Below are 21,745 nucleotides of genomic sequence, written 5' to 3' on the forward strand. Positions count from 1 at the left end.
GTTTTACTTCAGCTGTTTTATGTTTTGAGACGGTTAACGTTTTTGTAACAAAAAAAAGCCCTCCCTCATTTTATATGGGATCATTCGGCCTGCCGTTTGGTCCTGATGAGGAAAAGTATAATGAATCGAAACGATAACGTCCCCTTGCCCAACAATACAAGCGAGTGGCTGTTTAACCGGAACAGCTTAATTGTACTTGCAGACATTGCCTTGTTTACCGCCTTATATTTCACCTTGCCTTTTGAGCCTAAAGTTGTGCTTGGCCTAAGTATGCTGGTTTTTATTGCTATTCTTTGGCTGACTGAGGCATTGCATGTCACTGTGACTGCTATTTTTGTTCCGGTTATGGCAGTCTTGTTTGGCATTTTTGATACCCAGACCGCTTTGAATAACTTTTCAAACTCGATTATCTTTTTATTTCTAGGTGGTTTTGCTCTTGCTGCTGCAATGCATCGTCAGGGGCTAGATAAAGTCATTGCGGATAAAGTCTTAGTGATTGCGAGAGGGAAGATGAGCATCGCTGTGTTTATGCTGTTTGGTGTTACAGCAGGCTTATCAATGTGGATTAGTAATACAGCGACAACGGCAATGATGTTACCACTTGTTTTAGGCGTGTTGAGTAAAGTTAATTCTGAAAGTGGCCATAAAACCTATGTGTTTGTGCTGTTAGGAACAGCATATAGCGCTAGCATCGGTGGTATAGCAACTGTTGTGGGTAGCCCACCCAATGCGATTGCCGCAGCAGAAGTGGGTCTTACTTTTACCGATTGGATGAGTTACGGTCTTCCAGCGTCGCTACTGCTGTTGCCCATTGCGATTGCGGTATTGTTTTATGTTTTAAAACCTAATTTATCTGGTCAGTTTGAGTTAGAACATACCCCTGTCACTTGGGACAAAGGAAAAATGGTGACTTTAGCGATCTTTGCTTTAACGGTCTCTTGTTGGATTTTTAGTAAGCCGATTAATGCCATGATCGGCGGTTACGCAAAATTTGATACCATCGTGGCCTTGAGCGCTGTGATAGCAGTCAATTTTGCTCGGGTTGTCCATTGGAAAGATATTGAGAAAACAGCGGACTGGGGCGTGTTGTTACTGTTTGGTGGTGGTATATGTTTGAGTAATGTACTCAAAGCGACGGGGACCAGTGTATTTTTGGCGAATGTGCTGAGTGAGTTGATTTCAAATATTGGCATTGTTCTTATTATCGCGATCATAGCCGCTTTTGTGGTTTTCCTTACGGAATTTGCCAGTAATACCGCAAGTGCTGCTTTGCTTATCCCTGTTTTTGGTAGTGTTGCCCAGGCATTTGGTCTACCACCAGTTGTACTATCTGTGTTAATTGCTGTTGCAGCTTCTTGTGCCTTTATGTTGCCAGTGGCCACACCACCAAATGCTATTGTGTTTGGGTCTGGTCACATTAAACAGAGTGAAATGATGCGGGTGGGTATCGTTCTAAATATTGCCTGTATTGCGGTCCTTACTCTTATAGCCACTTTGTTTTGGACTTAAGCGTCTGACAGATCTCGATTGTCAAAGAAACTTTATCTACTCTTTATTTGGTTTAAAGTCTAGTAATGGCGAAACCTTGAAGAGCAACGCATACTTAGTAGGTCATATCAAAGAGAGCGCTTAGATGAAAAATGAACTTGAACTGACTAAGGTACTTCATGCTTATGAAACAGTAATGTCAAAAGGGACACCAACGGAATATGGTAAGATTTACGAGGGTGTAGAAGCGTACTCAGATTATGACGGATATAGTGTTTATTTACGAGGTAACGGTGTTGAGATCAAGATTGGGTTCCATAATACCTATCACCTTGAGTATGATCAGGAACATTTGCGCGATAGCTTCCTTAAAAAGGTAGCAATGTTAGCCAAATAATAGAAAGCCCTATCTAGCGGGCTTTCTACTCAAGTTTAATCTTCTTCGACTAAAGTAATGCTATCGGAACAGTCTTCAGAGGCTTCCGATTTATTGTGACCATTTAAGGTATGGAAACGCTTTCTGCCTCTAGCGAGCTGTACATACTTAAGCCACACTCTTTCTAACTTCGACTTGGCTTTTGAGGGGGTTTCTAACACCTTGATGAAGTGTTTTTCCTCGGTATTTTCTGGTTTAATTTGGCCGGTCTCTAAACCCAGCATAGTGTCACCATAAAGGGTTAGAATTTGTTCTTCGGCAAGCGTAAAATCACCAGATTTAGCAAAGCCGCGTGGGAACTTTTTATTGTCAAAAAAACGTTTTTTACCATGACGAAATAGAGTGTCAGACATAGTAGGTCGCCTCTGTTAACCTATTTAGTTGAACTAAATCGAAAAGTAGGCGTAAATTTAGCAAAAGAAAAACAAAACCTTTTTATCGTGTCCATTAAACACTTTTATTAAGGTTGTAAATCTGTTTATCTAGTAGAAAGTATGTTGAACCCATTAATGTTGGTCCTAATCGAGGTCTTTTCATGGATGTTAAAGTCTTCAAGACATTTTTAGAATTAGCTAATGTCCGCCATTTTGGGCGTGCCGCTGAGAATCTTTATATTACTCAGGCGGCAGTTAGTGCTCGTATCAAACAGTTAGAAAATTACTTTGATACCCAACTTTTTATCCGTAATAGGAATAATATCAAATTGACGTCTTCTGGAGAGCGTTTGGTGGGGTATGCTGAAGTTATGGTCGCGACGCTTCAGCAGGCCAAGTTGGAACTATCACTTGAGAGTGGTAAAGCGCTACAGTTAACAATGGGTGGTACACCTAATGTTTGGGATGCGTACTTACAAAATTGCTTAAGTATTGTTACAGATGCATTTGGTGGCTACGGTTTTATGGCTGAAGTGATGGGCCGCGAATCTCTTAATCGCAGCCTACAGGAAAGAACCCTAGACATGGCTTTTGCATTCGATCAAATTAAAGCTGATGAACTGCATTGTAAGCGAGTTGCCGACATTGTTTTGGTACTGGTATCTACTGATGAGCATCATGTAGGGACGGTTTTTGAGGATAAATATGTGTACGTTGATTGGGGTACCAAATTTGCTTCAGAGCATGCGGGGAGACATCCTAAGATCCCAGCGCCTTATTTGAGAACATCAACGGCGCGTATTGCGCTTGATTTTATCTTGGAAAAAGGTGGTAGTGCTTACTTACCCACATCACTTGTTGAGCCCTTTATTACCAGCGGCCAGCTTTTTAAGGTCAGCGGGGTTGATGATTGGAATAGGCCTATTTATTTAAGTTACCGTAAAGCAAGTTCCTCTATTGAGGCTATCGGGCAGGTTGAAGAATTAGTCAGGGATATTGACCCTACCACTGCTTATTCATTTCAACAAATGGCTGATCTTCCTTTGGAAGAAGAGATCTGACTCAAGAACCTAAATCTAACACAGTTTAAGAGAAATTTAATCTCATCATCGATGGATCCTTCTTGAGAAGTTAAGCGTGTTGAGTGAGTGTTAGTATCCCATCAGCTGTAACAAATTTTCAGCGGTAGTGATGGCTTCTTTACGATTCGTTATCGCGAGTTTTTGATATAGGTTGCGAATGTGAGTTTTGATGGTCGTCCCAGCAACATCGAGCTCTTGCGCGATTTGTTCATTGCTAAAGCCAGAATAAATTAAGCCAAGCACTTGCCATTCTCGTTGAGTCAGGGGGCTAGTGCGCACGAGCTCCGGAACACTTGGGTGGTGGATTAACTTATTAACAAATTCTTCGTCGAAGTGTATTGAGCGGCTTCTTTGGCTACAAGAAATATCTTTAAGTAATTGTTGAGCTCGATGGCGCTCAAGATCGCTTAGTTCATTTTGAGTGACTAGTTTGTTTAGTACAGCGCTAATTCGAGTTCCTTCGATGAGAAAGTTACCTAAAATTCCTGTTTGATTTGTTAGTTCTAGAGCTTGTTTTAAAAGTAACTTTGCCCTTAATTCATCGTGCTGTTCCATTGCGAGAACCGTTTCAACAATTAAATTTCGGTTGTTATCTGTAACTAGCTGATTGCCATGGGCGTTTTGTTGTAGAAAGCTCAGGGTTTTAGAGGCATCATCAAACTTGCTTAAATTGATTTGAGCTCGTGCCATGTTTCTCCATTGAAGTTGAGTGAAATGGTTACAAGCATCTTTTGGCTTTGGTGTCGTATCTAACCAGTGCTGCATAGATTCCATATCATCTCGTGCTTGCCAAAATAAAATTAATGATAATGATGCATTGGCTGTCCAGTCGACATGGTAAGTAGATTGTTTTAATAAATATGTAATATTATCAATGAACTTGCTAGCTTTATCGATTTCTCCTCGAGCAATTGAGATGCGAGCTAGCATGGAATAACAATGAAGGTGTTTAGTTTGGCTAGCACGCCCTAGTATATCCAGACCTTTGTAAGAACATTCCTCAGCTTCGTCAAGACGGTTCCAACACCAGAATACCTGTGCACGGAGTCGGAGCAGAAATTCATGCATGGGGACTTGATGTAATTGGTGTTCTTCCACTAATTTAAAAGCATTTTCTTGAACTTCAAATGCGGCTTGAACATAACCTTGTGCAATGAGAATTTCACTTTGTTGCAGCATCGCCCATAATGCTTGATGATAAACTTGATATTGGCGAGCCAGCTTTTCTGTCTGCTGCATCATAGGGAGAGCACGGTTTAGATACCCCAATACATGGTTAACTTCACCAATCACAGAAGTGGCGACGATCCTACTCCTATAAGTGTTACTATTGAGTTGGCCTAAAGATAGTTCAGCGAGCTCAAGCGCTTTTTCAGGTTCATTTTGGTTAATCGCCACCTGAGCACGCAAGGCATTAAACTCTCCTTTTTGTTTCGTACTTAGAGATACATTAAATGCCTTCATTTGTTCATCTGCGACGGATAATAAATCGCCCACATCATTGTATCTATGCTGACTTTGTGCCAACCAAGCCTGAAGCATACATAATTTAGGTTCACTATAGAGCTGCTCTGGAGTGAGTGTATCAATGGCATTTTCTAATGTTTGTAGTTCACCACGGTTGAACATTTCCCAGCCATAGTTGCATACAATATCTGCCGTAAGCTGTAGGTTACCTGTTTTTTGAATATGCTGAAGTGCTTGATGAGGAGATGACAGTTTTAACCATGCCTGCGCTGCTGCTTGATGTAACTCTTCTTCTTGATGCGGGATGTGTGCGGTTCGTTCATGAGAGAGAAATTCAGCAAATAAATTATGAAAGCGGAACCAGTTTTGCTCTCCTTCGAGTGGGTGTATAAATAATCCATAGCGATTGAGTGATTCAATAACATTAAGAGCATCTTTTCTTTGGGTGATTTCAGACACCAAAACATCATTGAAGTGGTCGAAAATAGAGCATTGCAATAAGAATAGACGTGTGTCAGCGTCAAGTTGTTCAAACACTTCTTCAACTAAATAATCCCATAAGTGGCGATGGTTAAATTGTGAGTATGATTCAAGTGATTGAGCCAAACTCTTGTGTTGATGTTGAGTCTGCAAAGCAATGAGTTGTAATGCAGATGGCCAGCCTTCGACATAATTGCGTATATGATTGACAACAGTGCTATCAATGTCTCCTGAAATTCTAGATCTGAAAAATCGAGTGGTTTCTTCATTGTCAAAGGCAAGAAGTTCATCACTTATTTCTACCATCAGATCGCGCACTCTTAAGTTAGCAGTGCCAAGAGGAGGGGTGGCTCTACTGGTAACAACCAAGGTGAGGTTGTCTGGCATATGCTTTATAAAAAAGCGCAGTGACTCGTGGATTTCGTTGTTTGAGATAAGATGGTAATCATCGAGAACGAGATAGCATTCCTGCTGGTAATGAACAAGTTCGGCACAAACTTGACTAAAAAGAGAGTGAAGTGATGAGAATTGTCGTTTTTCTACCAGTTTTTGTGAGGCTGTACAGGAGTTGTGAGCCGCCTTGTTCAGTGCCCGTAATAGATAATTCATAAACCGAAAAGTGTCGTTGTCGCTCTCATCAATGTTATACCAACCAAGGTTAGATTTATCTGCCAGCCATTGAGACGCCATTGTCGTTTTGCCATAGCCTGCCGGCGAACGAAATAGTATCAGCTTATAGCAGGGAGCATTTTGTAATAAATCTAGAACTCTTGGACGGATAATGGCGTTGTGTAGTCGTCCTGGGCGGGTTAATTTAGAAGAAATCCACATCTTTTTTCCTCTGGTCTCAGATAACCATAATATTGATTTATCTTTGGAGTGCATCCGATAATGATATCGATGTTACTTGAGATCCATAGAGGCAGTTATTGATCAACCATCATATTTTCGTATATTTCACATTTTAAATTTGCCTACGCCCTTAATGTGTGATCCTAATCACCATTGTTGCCTTTGATAGTATGGTTCATAGACTGTTTTACACTTATCAAGATGAAAATTACTCATTTAGCCAATGCAATATGTGATCGAAAGAACATATCAATCAATTTATTAAACATTTAGCATTTACGATTCGAAAACACGGATTAAGGTTAAACCGTCGTGTGATGTGATCGTTGTCACCACCAGTTTTGCCATATTCGGCTGAATTGAGAGTTAGATCACTGAGGCCATACTTATGGGAACTCTACGCCCTGCATTCTCCTCCTGAACGCTTCTTTAATTAGGAGGATGTTTCAGTTATTGCGTTATTGCACGATATCGCTCAAATGGACTAACCCCGATAAGTGAGATTTCTCTAATGAAACCGACTCAACAGAAAAATTTTGATACGGCAGCATTTAAGCAAAGTGTTGTGAATCATTTGACCTCAACTTATGCCACGACAAAAGAGAGAGCAGGCAGCCGAGCCTGGTATCTAGCGATGGGAAGAGCTCTGGCTGAATTGACCACTCTTGATATGCTGCAGACTGAGCAAGATAGCAAAATCAATAATGCTAAAAGTGTTAACTATTTATCTCTTGAGTTTTTGATTGGTCGGTTAACGGGTAATAATTTAATTAGCCTTGGTCTTTACGAGCAAATTAGTATCGCTATGACTGAATTGGGCCAGAGTTTAACTGATCTACTGGAAGAGGAACGTGACCCATCATTGGGTAATGGTGGCTTGGGGCGTTTAGCTGCTTGCTTCATGGACTCTCTTGCAGCTCAGGAATTTCCGGCGGTTGGGTATGGTCTTCATTACGAATACGGTCTATTTAAACAATCTTTTAAAGATGGGCATCAGCAGGAAGTGCCTGATGCCTGGCGATGTATAGAAGGTTATCCGTGGGAAATTGCTCGTCCTGAACTTGCTCAAGAGATTGGTTTTTATGGCCATGTTGAAGTTTATCGAGAAGGTGGTAAAGAGAATCGACGTTGGGTTCCGAGTATGTCGGTAAAAGCTATGCCATGGGACTTACCTATTGTGGGTTATCAATCAGACACGGTCTACCCTTTACGTTTGTGGGAATGTAGGGCAATAGCGCCATTCTCACTAGCAAGCTTTAACAATGGTGATTATTTTGAAGCCCAGCATGCCTTAATTGATGCTGGCAACATTACAAAAATCTTGTACCCAAACGACAACCATGAGAAAGGAAAAACACTGCGTCTTATGCAGCAATATTTCCACTCTGCTGCTTCGGTAAGAGATATTCTACGTCGTCATGAGGAAGCGGGGAATACTCTAAAATCCTTACCAAAATATGAAACTATTCAGTTAAACGATACCCATCCTACGATCGCTATTCCAGAGCTGATGCGTATTTTAATCGATGAGAAGGGCTTGGGCTGGGATGAAGCTTGGGCTATAAGCTCACAGACATTTGCTTATACCAACCATACTTTGCTTCCTGAAGCATTAGAAACTTGGAGTGAGTCATTAATTCAGCGTTTGTTGCCACGACATATGGAAATCATATATCACATTAACCATCTCTTTTTACAAGAGGTACGCAATAAATGGCCAGGTGACGTCGTGAAGCAGCAAAAACTATCAATCATTGAAGAAGGCTTTCATCGCATGGTGAGAATGGCCAATTTAAGTGTGATTGGTTCTTATGCGGTCAATGGTGTTGCGGCCCTTCATTCTGAGTTGGTCAAACGTGATTTGTTTCCTGAATTTGATGAACTGTATCCTTCTAAGCTACAGAATGTCACCAATGGTATTACTCCACGTCGATGGCTAAAGTTTTGTAACCAGGGTTTGTCTGAACTTATCTCTAGAAAAATAGGCCACGACTGGCCTGCGAATTTAGAGCAACTTGAGAAAATCGCTCAGTATGCGAATGATGATCAGTTCCAGAAAGAGTTTATGGCGGTAAAGAGACAGAACAAACAACGACTTGCCAATTGGGTGAAAGATAATATAGGAATAGAATTAGATACAAATGCTATTTTTGATGTACAAATTAAACGCTTGCATGAATATAAGCGCCAGCATCTCAACATGTTACATATTTTGTCGCTATACCACCGCTTACGGCATGATCCTGATTTTGTCATGGTTCCACGTGTCGTCTTCTTTGCTGCTAAAGCGGCACCGGGATACCATTTAGCAAAAGATATTATCTATGCAGTCAATAAAATAGCTGACAAGATCAATCATGATCCGCGAATCGGTAATAAACTCAAAATTGTGTTTGTTCCAGACTATCGTGTGAGTATGGCTGAAATCATTATTCCAGCCGCTGATGTTTCTGAGCAAATATCAACAGCAGGTAAAGAAGCATCCGGTACCGGAAATATGAAAATGGCGCTTAATGGCGCATTGACTATAGGGACTATGGATGGGGCGAATGTCGAAATTCGAGAAGAAGTGGGCGATGATAATATTTACATCTTCGGCCTTGAGGTCGATGAGGTTGAATCGATACTTGCCCAAGGCTATAACCCATTCGATTATTATCATGCTGATCCTTTGCTCAAAGCTTCTTTAGATCTTTTGCTCGGTGATGAATTTACGCCCGGTGAGCCAGAGAAATTACGCGCTATTTATGACAGTTTGTTAGATGGTGGTGACCCGTATTTGTGTCTTGCTGATTTTGCTTCGTATGTTCAGGCGCATGAGGATATGGATAGACAGTATCGTGATGAATCTGGCTGGGCCAAAAAAGCGATACTCAATACAGCGTTAGTTGGAAAATTTAGCTCTGATCGTTCCATCCGGGACTATGTCAATAATATTTGGCAACTAGAAGCGGTAAAACGATAGCTTTATCAACGAAGCCAAGAATAACATCTCTTGGCTTTGCTCATTAATCACAACTCAACATATGGAAGGTAGAAACTCCTTCGGAGATTGCGATGATACAAAAAAAAATTTTAAACCAAGTCGCTGAAATGGCCAATATTTCTAGTAGTTATATAAGCGCTTGGGGAGAAGAGACACACGTTGAAGAGCAAACTATTCGAGATTTACTGACATCTTTAGGTTACGACACTTTCAATGATGAAAGGCTACTGAAATCAGCACAAAAGAAACACAAGCAAGACGTTTTAAACCCAGTATTGGTTGTGCATGATGGCAACCCTATTCATGTGGCAATGAACTTAGGGGTAAGTGCTCGTGAAAGTGAATTCAGTTGGCGTTTAGATACGGAACAAGGGCAAGTATTAGAAGGGTACCTACAATCACAAATTGTTCGCGATGAGAGAAGTACAGGTGGGCCTTTAGTTTTTGAATTACCCAATGATCTTGAGTGGGGATATCACAAGCTCACGATGACCCGTAAGCGTCGAAAATCACCTTATACAATGACATTAATTGTTACCCCTAAATCTTGCTTTAAACAACAAGAAATCGAAAGCGGCAAAAAGATGTGGGGTCCGAGTGTACAACTATATACGCTTCGTACACAGCATAATTGGGGAATGGGTGATTTTGGGGACTTAAAACAGTTGGTTTCAGATATCGCATCACGAGGAGGTGATTTTGTTGGATTAAACCCTGTCCATGCCTTATTTCCTGCCAATCCAGAGGGGGCAAGCCCATACAGCCCATCGTCCCGACGTTGGTTAAATATTATGTACATTGATGTGAGCTCTGTTGCCGAATTTTCTTTGTCCGTGGAGGCTCAGCAGAAAGTTGGCAGTGCAGAGTTTCAGCAGCGCCTGCAGAAAGTGCGTGAATCTCATTGGGTTAACTATACGGAAGTGGCTGAGCTTAAATTGAGTGTGTTACCGCTACTTTATCGTGAATTTAAAACTCGCCATCTTAATAAATGCACCGAACGAGCTGAAGCCTTTCTGGCTTTTGTTGAAGAAGGTGGTGATAGTTTGTTGCACCAAGCGACTTTTGATGCATTGCATGCAGCTTTACATGCTCAAGATGCCAATATTTGGGGATGGCCAGCTTTTCCTCAAGAACTGGGTTGCTTTGATAGTGTGGCCGTTGACAAATTTATGGCTGAAAATTTAGACCAAGTTCATTTGTATATGTATCTACAGTGGGTTGCAGATATACAAATCCATGAAGCTCAGACACTGGCAGAAGAAAAAGGGATGTTAGTTGGACTGTATCGTGATTTAGCCGTTGGTGTTGCTGACTCTGGTGCTGAAACTTGGGCTGATAATGGAAACTTGGTTATGGATGTCAGTATTGGTGCGCCACCTGATGTATTGGGACCTTTGGGGCAAAATTGGGGATTACCCCCACTTAATCCTCAAATGTTACAAGCAACTGGATATGAAGCCTTCATCAAGCTGTTACGGGCTAACATGAAGCATTGTGGTGCATTACGTATCGACCATGTTCTTGGGCTTTTACGTTTGTGGTGGATCCCAAGAAATAAAAAGGCGACTCAGGGGGCATATCTCTATTATCCGGTTGAGGATATGTTATCAATTCTAGCACTAGAGTCGCACCGACATAAATGCAGTGTGATTGGTGAAGACCTTGGTACTGTACCTGATGAGATCGTGGGGCTGTTGAGTGATGCAGGTGTGCACTCTTATAAGGTCTTTTTCTTTGAAACATCAAAAGAAGATGGAGGGTACCTTTCACCACAGCATTATACTCAGCAGTCGATGGCAGCATTGTGTACACATGATATGCCTACGCTTCGTGGTTTTTGGCATTGTGATGATCTTAAAATGGGTCAAGAGTTGGGCTTATACCCAGATGAAGAGCAGCTAAAAGGGTTATTTACTGATCGATTGGAGAGTAAACAAGGGATTCTTGATTCCGTGTCATGGCACGGGTTCTTACCCGATGGGGTTGGGGGTGATGCCCAATATGTCCCGATGGACTCTTATTTGGCTGAAGGGCTTCAGCAGCATGTTGCATCTGGTTCTTCAGCACTACTTAGTGTCCAACTTGAAGATTGGTTAGAGATGGATAAGCCCGTTAACATTCCCGGGACCATCGATGAATACCCTAACTGGCGGCGCAAGCTCTCTATGAATCTTGATGAGATTTTTGCCAAAGAAAAGGTGAACCGTATTGCTAGCAAGTTAACTAAAGCACGGGCGAAAGCAAGCTAACTGATAGTTCAGTGAGGGCATTATCAAACATAGGATATAAGTGTTCTTCACACTTTTCATTGTATAAGAAGCCCGCATTTTGAACGGGCTTACATGTATTAAACGAGATATTGTTTACTTTTCGCTTTGAGCTCACATTCACCATATAGTGCTCTTTGCAGTAGTTAGCTAAATTTAAAAATGAGTTAATGCTCAGAAAGTTAGGCTAGGGAGAGAATTACTTGAAAACGGCAATAAGAGATAAAAATAGTATAATGTACAACCAGCTCTCAAGGGCATCTTGCTCTGAGCCATTTTCATTTCTAGGACCATTTCTAGCACCAAAGCAGGGGGACTTGAGAGTTTGGATGCCGGGTGCGGATAAGGTAGAAGTAATTCTAGATGGGGAAACCCGTCTAGCATTGGAGCGCGAGGGCTCATCGGGCTTTATTTTGCGTCACGCGCGAGATTTAAGCAAAACGTATTATCAACTTGCGGTAAGTTGGCCAGACTCTGAGCAAATTCTTGATGATCCATATCAATATCATGCCATTTACGCTGATTTTGAGGATTTGCATACTCCAAACAAAATGTATCACCATATGGGGGCCCAATTTGTTACTTTACAGCGTGCAGGTAAGTCTATCCATGGTGTACGTTTTCTCGTGTATGCACCTAATGCGTCGGCATGCAGCCTAGTTGGAGAGTTTAACCAATGGGATGGGCGCCGCACGCCAATGCAAAAGTTAGATTACGGTATTTGGGGAATATTTATCCCGAATTTGGCAGAGGGTGCCCACTATAAATTTGAACTAAAAGGCCCTAATGGAGAAGGTTTACCACACAAAGCAGATCCCTGGGGAACGTATGCAGAGCAGTATCCGTCGTTTGCTTCATTGACATACGATCATAGCCGATATAAATGGCAAGACTCACAGTGGCAAAACCGCCCTATCACTCAAAAAACAAAACAGGCCTTATCCTTTTATGAAGTGCACATAGGTTCTTGGCGACGAAATGACAAAGGCGATTTTCTTACCTATCGCGAGCTCGCTGAGCAACTTATACCCTACTTGAAAGATATGGGATACAGCCATGTAGAACTGATGCCTGTGTCTGAACATCCATTTTATGGCTCTTGGGGCTATCAGCCGGTTGGGTTGTTTGCACCGACCAGTAGGTTTGGTTCGCCGGATGACTTTAAATATTTTGTCGATCAGTGTCACTTGGCAGGCATAGGTGTCGTGATTGATTGGGTTCCGGCGCATTTTCCATCTGACGAGCATGGTTTAGCTAATTTTGATGGTACACCATTATTCCACGATCCGGATCCTCGTCGCGGTTGGCATCCAGATTGGAACTCTTACATTTATGATTTAGGTAGAGAACATGTACGCCGCTTTCTAGTTTCTAATGCTTTATATTGGTTTGAACAGTTTCATGTTGATGGAATACGGGTCGATGCGGTGGCATCCATGCTGTATCTGGATTATTCACGCAGTCATGATCAATGGATTCCAAATGTCGATGGAGGAAATGAAAACTATGATGCAATTGCTACCTTGAAATGGATGAATGAACAAGTCTATCAATATTTTCCCAATGCAATGACTATTGCAGAGGAGTCGACGGCCTTTCCAAATGTTTCTACCCCAACATTTATGGGGGGGCTGGGTTTTGGATTTAAGTGGAATATGGGCTGGATGCACGATTCCTTATCGTACATCAAAGAGCAGCCTGTTCATCGAAAATATCACCATGACACTATCACTTTTCCAATGGTCTACGCGCATAGTGAGAACTATGTTTTACCGCTATCGCATGATGAAGTCGTGTATGGCAAGGGCGCTATCCATAGCAAAATGCCAGGAGATGAATGGCAGCAAACCGCCAATCTTAGAGCTTATTTAGGTTATATGTATGCGCAGCCCGGTAAAAAGCTCAATTTTATGGGAGCGGAAATTGGCCAAACCGCAGAGTGGAACCATGAAGAACAATTACAATGGTTTTTGCTTGATTTTGAGCGCCATCAGGGAGTGCAGTCATTAACCCGCGACCTCAATAAACTGTATGCATCACAGCTTGCTTTGTATCAGCTTGATTGTGAACCGCGTGGTTTTGAATGGCGTCTTCAAGATGCAGCTCAAGCCTCAATTTTGGCCTATGAGCGCTTAAGTGATAAGGGGGAGCGCATCTTAGTTATTAGCAATTTTACCCCTGTTTCGCACGATAGCTTTCGTCTTGGGGTTCCCTTTGCTGGTGAATATCAATTGTTGCTCAATACGGATGATACCCATTATGCTGGCAGTGGTTATGCGATTAACCATTCTATAGTGACAGATTTCGTTGAAAGTGAAAGCCAGCCTCAATCTCTTCTGATGCGTATTCCACCATTGGCAACGGTATTCTACAAGCTAATATAGCCCCCCTTTTATGTAGAAAAGTAAACGCCTACTAACTTAATGCTAGTGGGCGTTTAGTATCAGAGGTGATTCAGTATATTCTAGGTAGTACGCTATACCAGATGGTCATCCATTTCTTTAGTTCGTAAGCTGACTAGGTTTATGCTCTTCAATTGAATGCTTTTTACTCCAGCGATCGACGACCATAGCGCCAATTAAATCACCTTGAACGTTAACCGCTGTCCTAAATGTATCCAAAGGCCTTTCAATAATGAGAAGGATGGCGATTGCTTCAAGAGGGATCCCTGCGGCTAGAAGGACGAGCTGCATGCCAGACATTGAACCTGACGGCATCCCAGGAGCCCCAACCGATGATACCATTGCCATGATGAAAATCATCACGATCCCACTTGTTGATAGATCAATACCAAATAATTGAGCTAAGAATACAGCGGCTACTCCTTCAAATAGAGCAGTACCGTCCATATTCATTACAGCTCCCATCGGTAATACTAGGCTGCTGGTGGAATCTGATACTCCCAATTTCTCTTTAGCGGTTTGAAGGCTAAGAGGCAGTGTGGCTGAACTTGATGAAGTGGCTAAAGCCATCGACATTGGTGCTGAAAGAGCCTTGAACAATGGGATGGGTGATGTTCCTGTTGCCAGTTTTGCAATCAGAGGTAGTACGAACAAACTGTGAATCATTGTTAGGCCAAAGACGAGTAAGCCAAACTCGAATAATTGGCTGAATAGGGTACTGTTTGATTCAATCGTCAATTCGAAAACAATAGCAAATACTGCAAATGGCGCTAAGCGAATAATACCTCTAACTAAAGTAGAAATACTCTGATTTATCCCTTTTACAACCTCAAAGACAGGATGAGAATTGTCTAAAGTTGCCAGTAGGGCAATTGCAATAAGAATGGAAAAGGTGACTATGGCAAGTAAATTACTACCTGATAAGGCGGCAATCGGATTCATCAGCGCCATGGAAAGTAGTTTATTTAAAATGCTTATTCCTTGAGCGGATGAATCGTCAATCAAAGTTAAGCTATCGGCAGCAGGAGGCGCAGAGGTTAGTGGTGTCCATTCAGGCATCATAAGTGCTGCCCCTAGACCTATGCATATTGCAATAGTAGTTGTGATTAAGTAGTAAACAACGGCTACGGAACCTACTTGTTTGAGTCTGACAACGCTTCCGATATTACTAATACCTTCAATTAGGCTGAACATCACCATGAGGCCGACAATGGCTTTTAGCAATCCCAAATAAACAAGTTTGATTAGTGAAAGTGGTTCATTTAATGCTAGCAAAGTGTGTTTTTCAAAGGGTAATAACTGAGTTGTAGCCCAAGCAACGAGTGCAGCAATGATAATTTGGGTAGTTAATGATTGTTTTAAAAAGGCTCCCATGCCTTGTTCCTTGTATCTATTTTGAATACCGCCTTAAATGAGGCAGGTGCGAATAAGTGACGAAGGGTAAAATAAAATACCTGAATTGGGTAGTAGACTTTGGTTACATAGCCAAAGATAAAGTTATAAGAAATCGATAGATATTATTTTTAAAAGATTCTTTAGGGGGATTATTTTTCACCCTCAACAGTTTTTTCGTTTGGTTAGTCATAATTTTTCCCAATTTACCACCTTTAATCTCTAATACCACCCCACGCATTAGGCTTAAGAGGAAAGGCCACCCATCCTCCTGATCGTCTGGGTTTCCAATGAACTTATCATTTTATTCAAACTTATAGATCTTAACAAAACCAACATTTTTGACGAAGAGAATAAAGCCATCTTGAAAAATGATAAATAGTTTTGATCTGGTTGATTTGTCGTCATTTTTTAATGTTTTTATAAAATTTTATTATGAGGTTGGCTCTGTGATTGTTAGCGTTAGGGAGGGTTGTTTTCCGATGTAAAATAACTAATTTAATATGTGATTGTACGGGTATAAAAAATAAGTAGGTTATATGAAATTCAATAAATTAAGTGTATTAATCGGGGTTGCTTTGCTTCCATCATGGAGCGCAGTGGCGGATACAATAGAGCAAACATTAATTTTTACTCCTGACAACTGTGATCCAGGGTGGTATTGCCAATATAAGTCAAACCCTAGTGAACAAGGTGGCTTAGATACAAGTCAACTCAGCAGCTATAAAATGGCATTTAAGTCTCTGCCTCAAGTGCCGGGTGTCAACGTGGGTGAATCCGTATGGAGTAATGGGGCTTTCGTCATTGCTGGTGGCAATGCCGCGGGTCAAGAAGTACAGCAATGGCCTGAATTTTCCGCAGATGTAACTTTCGATGGGGCGCCAAGTGGCGGTGGAGATGGAGGAACGGAAGGAGGCACAGATGTTTTGCCTACTGAAAATGCCGTTATTCATCATGTTACTTTCCCTTATGATGATGCGCAGACGACAATTGATGTTTTCAACTTAAATACACCTTATGCGACAGATGTGGTCATTTCTAATTTAATTGCCGGTACTCTGTATTCTTACCTTGTTGAGAAAAAATATCCTGAAGTTCATTTCAATAAGGAGTATCTAGTTGGTTCTATTTTGTCGCAATTATTACAAGAAGCGGGGCTATCGGACTCTAGAATCAATCCTGATTATTCTGCGGAGGCCGAGAAACAAGCGATTCATGAGCCGGGATACGCGAGTCAATTGCTTGCTGTGGGGCAAGGTGGTCCATATCAAATTAATGACTACAGCAAACGTCTACCGGACGCGTCAACACCTGGCTCTTTGGGTCTAATTAACTACGATGCGCTATACCAAGGTTTGGGCTACACCATTGATGATCAAGACAGCAGTGCGCAAAGTGAGCGGGTTGGGCCAGATTCTCTAGACGACATGTACTTTGGCCCGATCGCAGCGACTTATTTCCAATTCAATGATATTAACCGCTTAGAAGTATTAGCTGGTCAAAGTTGGTATCAGAGCCAGGAAGCGTGGAATACCTGTTTTAACACAGCACTGAAAGACGAGGGATTTACCAGCGATCCTAATGCCCTTCGTTTAACCGATTTCTTAATCAATGTTATTTACAATGCGGGTGACTATAGTCCAGTATTTCAGAGTTACCTCGATGTTTGTGTTAGTGCCTACGGTGATGGAACTAACTTTGACTTTACTTCAGAGTTGCCATATTTGAATGATTATGATCTTGACCCACAAGGGTACCAAGAGGTGATCTCTGACAACAATCAATATACTGAGGGAGATTCGACGTATTTCCGTTATCCACGTCAAGTTTCCTTTTACGCAGACCAGCTGTTTGGTAAGGATTTATCCGCATCTGGTCTAAACATGACTAATACTCAGATACTAACAGTCGCTGATCTAGAACCCGTTTTTGTCAAAGTGTTTGCTCAACTATCATACAAAACCCAGCAAGAGCAATTACCAAAGCTAATTGATGAAGGCACAGCAGAGCTGGCATTTCAGCAAGCGATAGAAAACGCGGGAGTAACACTCGATACCTCTTACTCTTTGTCTGTTGAATCTCAACGTAATGCTTTATTTGATTTCCTCTACCAAGCATTTGTACAGTTAGAGTCTAGTACAGCAGATCTCGGTGCGGTTAGTGGAGAAATCACAGGTGACGATAATGGCAACGGAGGAACCACGCCCCCTGTTGATGGTGAAGAATGGAATCCATCAACAGAATACAGCGTCGAATGTACCGTGGTTACTTACAAAGGGCAGGAATATCAGAATCAGTGGTGGACGAAAGGAGATGAACCAAATCCTGCTGAAGGAGATACTTACAATACAGTGTGGCGTTTCCCAAGCGCTGCCAGTAACGATTGTCCTTAAATGACATACTAAAGTAGCTTTTGAGCTATCTGACATTGAAAAAACGCCATGATTTCTTATTCATGGCGTTTTTTTTCAACTAAATTGTCTTTAAGTGAAATTTTATTAGTGGTGTTTCTATCTATTTAACCATGGCGCTGCCTTATAGGACTTATCTGGTTGATAAGTTGTATAGCGGCTTGTAGAGAGAAATCGAGGTTGTTATGGAGTTAGCAAATCAGATACAAGCGTGGTTGTACGCTGGGCATACCTCTATTTGGGTACTGTTTGTTGGCATCATCTTACTTTCTTATTTACTTGAAGACTTAGCCATAGTGACGGCGGCGACTCTTGCTGTGCAAGAATTAATGCCGATGAGTACCGCCTTGTTTGCGATTTTTGTTGGTATTGCTACTGGAGATTTAGGATTGTATTTCATCGGTAAAAGTGCCAAACGTGTTCGTTTCTTACGTTATCGGATGTTTCAGTATCGGCGTGTTCGTCTGATAAATAGAAAACTACACCAAAATGCGCTTGTGACTTTATTTATTGTTCGGTTTATTCCTGGGTTGCGCACGGTAGGTTTTACTCTAAGTGGCTTCCTCGATATCCCGATCATGCGCTTTTTAGCTGCCGTTATTGGTGCGACATCGCTTTGGACCATTTTAATCTTTGGCTCATTTTATCATTTAGGTAATGTGGCTTGGCTCAAAGATAGCCATATTATCTGGGCACTGATACCTGTAGGGCTATGCTTAATGTGGATGTTAAACAAAATTATTACAACGACCTTACTAAGAGGCATGTATGACAACGCTCGCTAGTATTCAAATGATTCCACAAGGGAAGGTTAATGGCGGAATGCCAATTCTTCCTGCTCCTAAGAGGGTTATCTCGCCGTTTGAGTTTTTACCCGCATGGTTTGTTTATGCACCGGTTGTGTTACAAAGTGCTGCTTTAAGTGTGTACCACAGGGACTGGGCTCTACCTTTAATTGCTAATCCTGCAATTAAACTCAGCGGCATGGTCGGAGAATCGAAACATGATATTTTTGGTGCCGCTGGAGAGGTTACTCGTCAGTGGGTATTACCTTTCATTTTTTTAGAGAAAACCGATATTGAACAAGAGCAATTATTCAGTTTGGCAAAAACAACAATGGAAGATAAAGCACTCAACTATCCGCTTGTAGCTAAACCAGATTTGGGTTGCCGTGGTGTGGGAGTCAAGTTGATTAAAAACGATCAACAATTGCGAGATTACATTGAAACTTTCCCGAATAAGGGCCGGTTTTTGTTGCAAGAGAGATCCAACTATAGTGCTGAGGCGGGCATTTTTTATGTCCGCCAGCCAGGAGAGAAAGGCGGTAAAGTCATCTCTATTACCTTAAAATATTCTCCTTATGTTGTGGGTGATGGCGAGTCCACCCTCAAACAATTGATAGAACGTTGTCCAAGGGCAGGAAAGTTACAGCACTTATACCTCCCCCGTCATAAGGAAGCTTTAGATACTGCTATTCCTGAAGGGGATGAATTTCAGTTGGCATTTGCGGGTAGCCATTCAAGAGGATGTATTTTCCGTAATGGGAATCAGTTTATCACTCCAGAACTTGAGCAAAAATTAGATCAGATTTTGGGAGACTTCAAAGGTTTTAACTATGGCCGCTTAGATGTGAAGTTCAAAGATATCCAACTGTTAATGTGTGGTACTGACTTTGATATTTTAGAAATCAACGGCGCAAGTAGTGAAGCTGCCCATATTTGGGATAGCGACACTTCGTTGTCACATATATTTAGTACGCTGCTTCAACAGTATCGCTTACTGTACCAAATCGGCTCGAAACATAAGAAGCAAGGCTATAAGACGCCCTCCTTGGGAGCCTTATTGCAAGCGTGGCGTGAGGAAAAATTGTTGACTCAACTTTATCCGATGACGGATTAATCGCTTTGTTTAGGAAATAATATGAAGAATACACCGACAGCTGTATCCGAGCCGATTCAATCTCTGTCTTCCCAAACTTTGATTGGTTGCCTTGAAACCCTTAACCAGGGATTAGAGTTTTTGGATAGACTATCTCCTGAAGACTATACTTCTGTTGCAGCCCCTCATATGAATAGCTCTATAGGTGAGCATTATCGTCACTGGCTGGACTTGTTTCATGCCATTCGACTCGACTGTGACAAGATTGATTACAACGTTAGGCGAAGAGGGCATTGCGTAGAAAGAGAGATAAACACTGCTAAGGAAGAAATAAAACAGTTGATTGAATGGCTATTTAAGTTACCAGCCAGCCGCCTTGATCAAGCTGTGACAGTTGAGACAGAAGTACTATTGTCTCAAACTTGTGCAGAAGAAGTTCAATCTTCCCTTGCCCGTGAGCTGACCTTTGCTGCGCTCCATGCAACTCATCATTTTGCAATGATCAAAGTTACGGCCTCTCTACGTGGTATTGCATCCGATACTGGATTTGGTCTTGCACCAGCAACAGCGACATATCAGAGGGCACAATAATTTATGTGCACACTATCTTGGACGTATTACGACAGTAGACATTATGAGGTGTATTTTAACCGTGATGAGCAGCGCACTCGCATGGCAGCACTTGAACCTCAAGGGTTTGTTATTGATGGTGTAAATTGTGTAATGCCGATAGATTCTGCAGGTGGCGGGAGTTGGATATCCACCAATCAATATGCTGTGACGATATGCCTGCTCAACTACTATCAGGGGCGCGCTCCACAAAGTATGCTTACCAGCCGAGGTGTCGTGGTGAAAAAGCTGGCGAGTAGTGACTCTAGCCGAACAGTTAGACTACGTTTATTGGAGATGGATTTAACGTCTTTTGCTCCTTTTACTCTCGTCTCTTTCGATCTTGATGGAACTAAGCAAGTCAATGCGTGGACATGGGATGGTCAGAATCTGGAACACTCTATTATTAGTGCACCCGTTGTATCATCGGCTAAGCATTATCAACAAGCGCGTAGATACAGAGTTGATTTGTATGAAAAATTACGTTTGACCACAAAAGTAAAAAAACTGGGTACTCGTTTTCACATGAGTTTTGATAACGATCATCCGCACCTTTCGCCTTTAATGGCAAGAGATGATGCCAGAACGGTAAGTTTTACCTCAGTGTCTGCCTGCGCAGATCACCAGAAAATGTATTATCAATCCATTGACAACAATAGTGGTGTTGATTTTGAAATCGAAAAAACATGTTTAATGACCGAGCAAGGAGTTTTTAAATGAAGAAGCTATTGGCCCTTTTTATATTATTTGTGAGTTGGCCTTCTTGGTCTGCAGATAAAATCTCTACCGGATATTTTAGTAATAAGGCGGTAAGTGGTTACGATACGGTGGCGTATTTTACCGAAGGAAAACCTGTAAAAGGGGATGATAAATGGCAATTTGAGTATCAAGGGGCAGATTGGTATTTTTCCTCTCAGGAGAACTTAGACAAGTTTAAAGCCAGCCCAGAAGCTTATGCTCCTCAGTATGGTGGCTACTGTGCATGGGCGGTCTCTGCCAAGAATGATTTTGCTTCTTCAGACCCTGAAAAATGGGCGATTGTTGATGGAAAATTGTATCTCAATTACAACGCAGACGTAAAAAATATGTGGGATAAGGACCGTGCAGGCCATATCAAACAAGCTAATGTGAATTGGCCAAACCTTATCAAATAAAAGGATTCTAATGATGAAAATCTCTCCGGTTAAACATATCCCTGCAGCTTTTATCGCTTTTGTGTTTGTTCAATCACTTTTCTTTAAGTTTTCTGGTTCTAATGAGACAGATCATATTTTTGGCACCTTAGGAGAATGGTCGGGCCTTGAATGGTTTGGGATATATGGAGGGTATTTGGTCGGTATTTCTGAGTTGATTGCTTCAGTGCTGCTGTTTACTCGTTTTCATGGTGTGGGCGCAGCAATGAGTGCTGGAATCATGTCCGGAGCAATTTTCTTTCATCTCTTTACTCCACTAGGTGTAGTCATGCCTGAATTTAATGCTATGGGTGAGATTGTTGGAGATGACGGTGGTTTACTGTTTGGTATGGCCTGCATTGTTTGGGCGTGTGGTGTTTTCTTGTTCATCCGAGATGTTAAGACTGAAGGTTCGTTTACACGAAATCTGTTAGTCAAAGGAGAGTAGT

16 protein-coding genes are annotated in these 21,745 nt (G+C 41.8%); 13 read left to right on the forward strand and 3 right to left on the reverse strand.

The features are described 5' to 3' along the window. Positions 1 to 120 precede the first annotated feature (120 nt). Positions 121 to 1,509: an SLC13 family permease gene (locus tag KO511_RS21765; protein WP_215989480.1), complete on the forward strand. Its 1,389-nt coding sequence runs from the start codon at positions 121 to 123 to the stop codon at positions 1,507 to 1,509. Positions 1,510 to 1,633: 124 nt separating this feature from the next. Next, the gene (locus tag KO511_RS21770; protein WP_215989481.1) at positions 1,634 to 1,885 is read left to right on the forward strand and encodes a DUF3081 domain-containing protein; all 252 of its coding nucleotides are present in this window, start codon (positions 1,634 to 1,636) and stop codon (positions 1,883 to 1,885) included. Between the two features lie 35 nt (positions 1,886 to 1,920). Here the strand turns inward: KO511_RS21770 and KO511_RS21775 are convergent, their stop codons facing one another. After that, on the reverse strand, positions 1,921 to 2,277 hold the full coding sequence (locus KO511_RS21775) for a DUF413 domain-containing protein (RefSeq protein ID WP_215989482.1): 357 nt from the start codon (positions 2,275 to 2,277) through the stop codon (positions 1,921 to 1,923). 182 nt (positions 2,278 to 2,459) lie between these two features. On the opposite strand from KO511_RS21775, the gene KO511_RS21780 reads away from it, so the two are divergent. Beyond that, positions 2,460 to 3,359 (forward strand): LysR family transcriptional regulator, encoded by a 900-nt coding sequence (locus KO511_RS21780; RefSeq protein WP_215989483.1) that lies wholly within the window; start codon positions 2,460 to 2,462, stop codon positions 3,357 to 3,359. A gap of 90 nt (positions 3,360 to 3,449) precedes the next feature. Here KO511_RS21780 and malT read toward each other — a convergent pair whose 3' ends face one another. Continuing rightward, a complete protein-coding gene (gene malT / locus KO511_RS21785; RefSeq protein WP_215989484.1) occupies positions 3,450 to 6,158 on the reverse strand; it encodes an HTH-type transcriptional regulator MalT in 2,709 nt (902 codons plus the stop codon). 532 nt (positions 6,159 to 6,690) lie between these two features. On the opposite strand from malT, the gene KO511_RS21790 reads away from it, so the two are divergent. The 3 genes from KO511_RS21790 (at position 6,691) to glgB (ending at position 13,816) form a co-directional block, all read left to right on the forward strand. Next, on the forward strand, positions 6,691 to 9,144 hold the full coding sequence (locus KO511_RS21790; protein ID WP_215989485.1) for a glycogen/starch/alpha-glucan phosphorylase: 2,454 nt from the start codon (positions 6,691 to 6,693) through the stop codon (positions 9,142 to 9,144). A 92-nt stretch (positions 9,145 to 9,236) separates the two neighbouring features. Then, on the forward strand, positions 9,237 to 11,414 hold the full coding sequence (malQ, locus tag KO511_RS21795; RefSeq protein WP_215989486.1) for a 4-alpha-glucanotransferase: 2,178 nt from the start codon (positions 9,237 to 9,239) through the stop codon (positions 11,412 to 11,414). 254 nt (positions 11,415 to 11,668) lie between these two features. Continuing rightward, positions 11,669 to 13,816, forward strand: a complete 2,148-nt coding sequence (glgB, locus tag KO511_RS21800; RefSeq protein ID WP_215989536.1) for a 1,4-alpha-glucan branching protein GlgB — start codon at positions 11,669 to 11,671, stop codon at positions 13,814 to 13,816. 117 nt (positions 13,817 to 13,933) lie between these two features. Here the strand turns inward: glgB and KO511_RS21805 are convergent, their stop codons facing one another. Then, positions 13,934 to 15,208: a dicarboxylate/amino acid:cation symporter gene (locus KO511_RS21805; RefSeq protein WP_215989487.1), complete on the reverse strand. Its 1,275-nt coding sequence runs from the start codon at positions 15,206 to 15,208 to the stop codon at positions 13,934 to 13,936. A gap of 557 nt (positions 15,209 to 15,765) precedes the next feature. Here KO511_RS21805 and KO511_RS21810 point away from each other — a divergent pair. From KO511_RS21810 to KO511_RS21840, 7 genes are all read left to right on the forward strand, one after another. Next, entirely contained in the window at positions 15,766 to 17,619 is a 1,854-nt protein-coding gene (locus tag KO511_RS21810; RefSeq protein WP_215989488.1) for a hypothetical protein, read from the forward strand. A 203-nt stretch (positions 17,620 to 17,822) separates the two neighbouring features. Further along, a complete protein-coding gene (locus tag KO511_RS21815; RefSeq protein WP_215989489.1) occupies positions 17,823 to 18,422 on the forward strand; it encodes a DedA family protein in 600 nt (199 codons plus the stop codon). Then, positions 18,406 to 19,536, forward strand: coding sequence for a D-alanine--D-alanine ligase (locus KO511_RS21820; protein ID WP_215989490.1), 1,131 nt, complete (start codon positions 18,406 to 18,408; stop codon positions 19,534 to 19,536). Before KO511_RS21815 ends, KO511_RS21820 begins: the two co-directional genes overlap by 17 nt. A 21-nt stretch (positions 19,537 to 19,557) precedes the next feature. Beyond that, entirely contained in the window at positions 19,558 to 20,106 is a 549-nt protein-coding gene (locus KO511_RS21825; RefSeq protein ID WP_215989491.1) for a DinB family protein, read from the forward strand. A 3-nt stretch (positions 20,107 to 20,109) separates the two neighbouring features. Further along, on the forward strand, positions 20,110 to 20,844 hold the full coding sequence (locus KO511_RS21830; protein ID WP_215989492.1) for an NRDE family protein: 735 nt from the start codon (positions 20,110 to 20,112) through the stop codon (positions 20,842 to 20,844). Beyond that, a complete protein-coding gene (locus KO511_RS21835; protein WP_215989493.1) occupies positions 20,841 to 21,278 on the forward strand; it encodes a YHS domain-containing (seleno)protein in 438 nt (145 codons plus the stop codon). Before KO511_RS21830 ends, KO511_RS21835 begins: the two co-directional genes overlap by 4 nt. Before the next feature lie 13 nt (positions 21,279 to 21,291). Beyond that, positions 21,292 to 21,744, forward strand: coding sequence for a hypothetical protein (locus KO511_RS21840; protein ID WP_215989537.1), 453 nt, complete (start codon positions 21,292 to 21,294; stop codon positions 21,742 to 21,744). The last annotated feature ends 1 nt before the right edge of the window (position 21,745 follow it).

Origin of the sequence: Vibrio hepatarius (genome assembly GCF_018860525.1) — a bacterium.
Classification (GTDB): domain Bacteria; phylum Pseudomonadota; class Gammaproteobacteria; order Enterobacterales; family Vibrionaceae; genus Vibrio; species Vibrio hepatarius_B.

Coding starts and splice junctions, on each gene's coding strand:
- KO511_RS21765 (WP_215989480.1), top strand. CDS start 121: ATGAATCGAAACGATAACGTCCCCTTGCCCAACAATACAAGCGAGTGG.
- KO511_RS21770 (WP_215989481.1), top strand. CDS start 1,634: ATGAAAAATGAACTTGAACTGACTAAGGTACTTCATGCTTATGAAACA.
- KO511_RS21775 (WP_215989482.1), bottom strand. CDS start 2,277: ATGTCTGACACTCTATTTCGTCATGGTAAAAAACGTTTTTTTGACAAT.
- KO511_RS21780 (WP_215989483.1), top strand. CDS start 2,460: ATGGATGTTAAAGTCTTCAAGACATTTTTAGAATTAGCTAATGTCCGC.
- malT (WP_215989484.1), bottom strand. CDS start 6,158: ATGTGGATTTCTTCTAAATTAACCCGCCCAGGACGACTACACAACGCC.
- KO511_RS21790 (WP_215989485.1), top strand. CDS start 6,691: ATGAAACCGACTCAACAGAAAAATTTTGATACGGCAGCATTTAAGCAA.
- malQ (WP_215989486.1), top strand. CDS start 9,237: ATGATACAAAAAAAAATTTTAAACCAAGTCGCTGAAATGGCCAATATT.
- glgB (WP_215989536.1), top strand. CDS start 11,669: ATGTACAACCAGCTCTCAAGGGCATCTTGCTCTGAGCCATTTTCATTT.
- KO511_RS21805 (WP_215989487.1), bottom strand. CDS start 15,208: ATGGGAGCCTTTTTAAAACAATCATTAACTACCCAAATTATCATTGCT.
- KO511_RS21810 (WP_215989488.1), top strand. CDS start 15,766: ATGAAATTCAATAAATTAAGTGTATTAATCGGGGTTGCTTTGCTTCCA.
- KO511_RS21815 (WP_215989489.1), top strand. CDS start 17,823: ATGGAGTTAGCAAATCAGATACAAGCGTGGTTGTACGCTGGGCATACC.
- KO511_RS21820 (WP_215989490.1), top strand. CDS start 18,406: ATGACAACGCTCGCTAGTATTCAAATGATTCCACAAGGGAAGGTTAAT.
- KO511_RS21825 (WP_215989491.1), top strand. CDS start 19,558: ATGAAGAATACACCGACAGCTGTATCCGAGCCGATTCAATCTCTGTCT.
- KO511_RS21830 (WP_215989492.1), top strand. CDS start 20,110: ATGTGCACACTATCTTGGACGTATTACGACAGTAGACATTATGAGGTG.
- KO511_RS21835 (WP_215989493.1), top strand. CDS start 20,841: ATGAAGAAGCTATTGGCCCTTTTTATATTATTTGTGAGTTGGCCTTCT.
- KO511_RS21840 (WP_215989537.1), top strand. CDS start 21,292: ATGAAAATCTCTCCGGTTAAACATATCCCTGCAGCTTTTATCGCTTTT.